3 protein-coding genes are annotated in these 4,685 nt (G+C 69.2%); 1 reads left to right on the top strand and 2 read right to left on the bottom strand.

Annotated features, from left to right (window positions below; genetic code table 11):
• Window positions 1-215 precede the first annotated feature (215 nt).
• Window positions 216-2,534, top strand: coding sequence for a 5-methyltetrahydropteroyltriglutamate--homocysteine S-methyltransferase (gene metE, locus ACWEMY_RS29025; RefSeq protein WP_452392576.1), 2,319 nt, complete (start codon window positions 216-218; stop codon window positions 2,532-2,534).
• 49 nt (window positions 2,535-2,583) lie between these two features.
• Here metE and ACWEMY_RS29020 read toward each other — a convergent pair whose 3' ends face one another.
• Window positions 2,584-3,321, bottom strand: coding sequence for a ZIP family metal transporter (locus ACWEMY_RS29020; RefSeq protein WP_375930557.1), 738 nt, complete (start codon window positions 3,319-3,321; stop codon window positions 2,584-2,586).
• Window positions 3,322-3,324: 3 nt separating this feature from the next.
• The gene (locus ACWEMY_RS29015; protein WP_452392575.1) at window positions 3,325-4,503 is read right to left on the bottom strand and encodes an AI-2E family transporter; all 1,179 of its coding nucleotides are present in this window, start codon (window positions 4,501-4,503) and stop codon (window positions 3,325-3,327) included.
• Window positions 4,504-4,685 lie beyond the last annotated feature (182 nt).

Raw genomic sequence — 4,685 nt, 5'->3', positions numbered from 1 at the left:
CGGCGGCTGACCGGCGACCCGGCCGCGAACCGCCGCTGCGCGGCGATCCCTCCTCGAGGTCGGGATGTGCGGGGCTGGGTGATCGCGTCGGCGCCAGCACATAAGCTGCATGGTGCCGGGTTCTGACCGGCCGAAATATCGCGAGCGCAGTGTTGCTCAGTGGACCGCCGGCATCAGCGGGTCCGCTGGCAGGTGATGGAAGGGATGTCCCGTTCATGGTCAACGTCACCGATGGATTCGGGTCGAGCGTTCTCGGTTACCCGAGGATCGGTCCGCACCGCGAGCTCAAGCGTGCCCTCGAGGAGTACTGGCGCGGATCGCTCGAGCGCGAGGAACTGCTCGCGGTGGGCCGCGACATCCAGCAGCGGCAGTTCGACGAGCTGGCCGCGACCGGCCTGACCCAGGTTCCGGGCAACACCTTCTCCTTCTACGACCACGTCCTCGACAACGCGCTGCTCTTCGGCGCGGTGCCCTCGCGGTTCAAGGAACACCAGGAGGGCATGCACCCCCTGGACTTCTACTTCCTGATGGCGCGCGGCAACCCGGACCTGCCGCCGCTCGAGCTGGTGCGCTTCTTCGGCACCAACTACCACTACCGTCAGCCCGAACTCGACGCCGACACCACGTTCTCGCTGCACCCCGAGGCCCTGCTCGACGAGTGGGACCGGGCGATCGCGCGCGGGATCGAACTGCGTCCGGTGGTGCTGGGGCCGGTGTCGCTGCTGCTGCTGTCCAAGGCGGGGCACGTGCCCGGCGAGGCCGAGTTCGACACGCTGAGCCTGCTGGACAAGCTGCTGCCGTTCTACGAGCAGCTGTTCGAACTGCTGGCCAAGCGCGGGTCGACCTGTGTGCAGCTCGACGAGCCGTGCTTCACCGGCGAGCGCTCGCCCGCGGAGCTGGCCGCCTTCGAGCGCGCCTACCAGCGGCTGGCCAAGGCGCCGCTGCGCCCGCGCATCCTGGTCACCGGGCAGTACGGCGATTTCGGTGAGGCGCTGCGCATCCTGGCCGCCAGCAATGTCGAGGCGATCGGGCTGGACCTGGCCTCCTACCGGATGACGCCGGAGGAACTGGCCGCCATCCCCGGGATCAAGCGCAAGCGGATCTACGCCGGTGTTATCAGCGGGACCAATGTCTGGCGCGCGGATCGTTACGTGACGCTGAACTACCTCAACGCGATCGCCGAGGTGTGCCCCGACCTGGTGGTGTCCACCGGCACCACGCTGCTGCACGTGCCCTACGACGTGCTCGCCGAGTACGACATCGAGGGCAATGTCGCCGACCGGCTCGCCTTCGCCAGGCAGAAGGTGGGCGAGGTGGTCTCGCTGGCCAAGGCGCTCACCGAGGGTCCCTCGGAGAAGTGGCGCAAGCGGCCCACCGAGGTGCACTTCAAGCAGAAGCACGCGGTGCGTCAGCGGGTGTACGCGATCACGCCGCAGATGCGTGAGCGCGAACCGTACGCGGTGCGCCGCGCCGCCCAGCAGGAACGGCTGAACCTGCCGGTGGTGCCCGCCACCACGCTGGGCTCGTTCCCGCAGAGCGGCAAGCTGCGCCAGGCGCGCTACGAGGTGGCCTCGGGCCGGCTGTCCGAGCAGGACTACCGCAAGCAGGTCGAAGCCGAGATCGAGGCCACGATCCGGTTGCAGGAGGACATCGGCCTCGACGTGTTCGTGCACGGTGAGCACGAGCGCAACGACATGATCCAGTACTTCGCCGAGCAGCTCGACGGCTTCGCGACCACCCGCTTCGGCTGGGTGCAGGTGTACGGCTCGCGCTGCGTGCGGCCGCCGATCGTCTACGGCGATGTCGCCCGGCCCGCGCCGATGTCGGTGGAGTGGACCACCTACGCGCAGTCGCTCACCGACAAGCCGGTCAAGGGCATGGTCACCGGGCCGGTCACCATGCTGGCGCGCTCGTTCGTGCGCCAGGACCAGCCGCTCTACGAGACGGCCGACCAGGTGGCACTGGCCATCCGCGACGAGGTGGTGGATCTGGAGAAGGCGGGCATCGCCATCATCCAGGTCGACGAGCCCGCCATCCGCGAGCTGCTGCCCGCCCGCCCGCGCGGCCGCGAGGAGTACCTGCGCTGGGCGGTCGGCGCCTTCAAGCTCGCCACCTCCGGCGTGCGCTCCGACACTCAGATCCACACCCACATCGGCTATTCCGGCCGCACCGAGGTGGTCGACGCGATCGAGCAGCTCGACGCCGACGTCACCGCGATCGTGGCCACCCGCTCGATCGAATGGGTCATGCAGGCCCTCACCGAGGACCTCGCCACCGGCCACGGCCTCAGCCACGGCGTCGGCCCCGGCGTCTACGAGAGCCGCTCGGCCCGCATCCCCGACATCGACGAACTCGACGAACTGCTCACCCAGGCCGCGAAAGCGGTCACCCCGCAACGCCTCTGGGCCAACCCGGACGGTGGGTTGAAGACCCGCCACTACTGGCAGCTGGAGCCTTCCCTGCGCAATATGGTCGCGGCCGCGCGACGCGTGCGCCGACGGGCGCTGGCGGCCGAGGCCGAATCGGCGCAGTAGTAGCGAATCGCGGAGGGGCGCATCGGGTTTCCGGTGCGCCCCTTCGTCGTCAGTGGGTGTGGCTGAGGGTGGCGACGGCGAACATGGCGGTGACGCCGAGGACGGTGAGGAGGAGGGTGAGGCGGGAGGGGTGGTCGGCGTGGGCTTCGGGGAGGATGTCGGCGGTGGCCAGGTAGAGGAGGAAGCCGGCGAAGTAGCCGAGGTAGAGGCCGATGAACTGGTCGGGGACGGGGATGAGGGTGCCGAGGACGGCGCCCACGACGGGGGCGATGGCGTCGAGGGCCAGGAGGGTGAGGGCGCGGCGGCGGGCGCTGCCGTAGAGGGTGGGGATGGTGAAAGTGTTGAAGCCGTCGGCGAAGTCGTGGCAGATGACCGCGATGGCCACCGACAGGCCGACGGTGGCGCCTGCCTGGTAGCCGATCCCGATGCCGAAACCGTCGAGGGTGCTGTGGAAGATCAGGCCCGCGGCGGCCAGCAGGCCGACCGACTCGAATCCGTGGTGGTGGGAACCGAATTCGTCTTCGTGGCCGCGGTGGATGGCGACGGCGCGTTCGATGATGTGCAGGCTGAGGAAGCCGACCACCGCCGCGATGAGTACCACCGGCACACCGCCCAGCTCACCGGTGGACTGTTCGAGTGCCTCCGGGATCAGGTCGAAGGCGACCAGGCCGAGCATCACACCCGCGGCCAGGCCGAGGACCAGGTGTTTGCGGTCGCCGATGCGCATGGCGACGAATCCGCCGAACAGGGTCGACAGCATCGAGACCAGACCCAGCAGGATGGCCATGCGCTACTCGTCCGGGGTGTCGGCGGGCGGCGGGGTCTTGCGTTTGCGCTTCTTGCCCGGTGCCGCGTCGGCCTCCTCGGTGACCTCGTAGCGCCGCACGTAGGCGCCCGCGAAACCCTGGAGCGTGGCGGTGACCGGGATGGCCAGCAGCGCGCCCGTCGGGCCGAGTAGGGCCGCGCCGGCGATCACCGCGCCGAAGGCCACCGCCGGATGCATGTCCATGGTGGTCGCGGTGATCCGCGGTTGCAGCACATAGTTCTCGAACTGCTGATAGGCGATGATGAACAGCAGAATCCACAGCGCGGTGATCGGATCGTGCACCAGGGCGACCAGCACCGGCAGCGCACCGGCCAGATAGGTGCCGACGGTCGGGATGAACTGCGAGACCACGCCCACCCACAGCGCCAGCGCGAACGCCGATGGCACGTCGAAGATCCGCAGCGCGATGTAGTGGGCGACGGCCGAGCACAGGGCCAGCAGGGCGCGCGAGTAGATGTAGCCGCCGGTCTTCTCCACCGCGATGTCCCAGGCGCGCAGCACGTGCTTCTGCTGCCTGGGCGGCAGCAGCGAGCACACCCAGGTGCGGAAGCGGGGGCCGTCGGCGGCGAAATAGAAGGTGAACAGCAGCACGCCCAGCAGCTGGAACAGCGCGCCGATCGCGACTGTGCCGATGCCCCAGACGTTTCCGGCGATACCGACCAGGTACTTCTCGATCGTGGAACTCCACTCCGAGGCGTAGTTGGTCAGGTCGTCGCCGGAGATGTCCTGGTCGAAGGTGGAATTGACCCAGTCGACGATGTCCTGCACGTAGTCGGGCGCGTTCTGCACCAGCATGGTCACCTGGTTGACCAGCAGCGCGCCCAGCGTCCACACGAACGCCACGATCAGCACCAGCAGCAGCACGAAGACCGCGCCGGTGCCCGCCCCGCGCCGGACCCCGCGCGCGGCAAGCCAATTCACCGCGGGCTCGATCGCGAAGGCCAGGAACAGCGAGACCATCAGCACGGTCAGCAGACCCTGCACCTTGCCGAGCACCCAGAACGCCGCGATCAGCCCGGCGATGGCCAGCACGGTGTACAGCAGGGCCCGCGGCAGCCAACGCGGCGGGCGGCGCAGCTCCCAGCTCGGCGGAAGCGCGCTCACTTCGGCGGGGCCGGGTTTCGGTTCGTCGTCGGCAGCCACGACGTCACGGTACCGAGAGACGACACGAGACCACCCCACGGCGCGCTAGTCCGCCATGACCCCACTCCCAGCCCCGCACATCCCGACCCCGAGGAGGGATCGCCGACGAAGTCGGCGGTTCGCGCCCGTCCCGTCGATCAGGTGCCGTGGCGTACGCGACGAAGGAGCAAGCCACGGTGCCT

This window comes from Nocardia sp. NPDC004415 (assembly GCF_053602435.1).
Note: the sequence above shows the minus strand (reverse complement) of the source record. Positions and strands in the feature narration are given on the sequence as shown.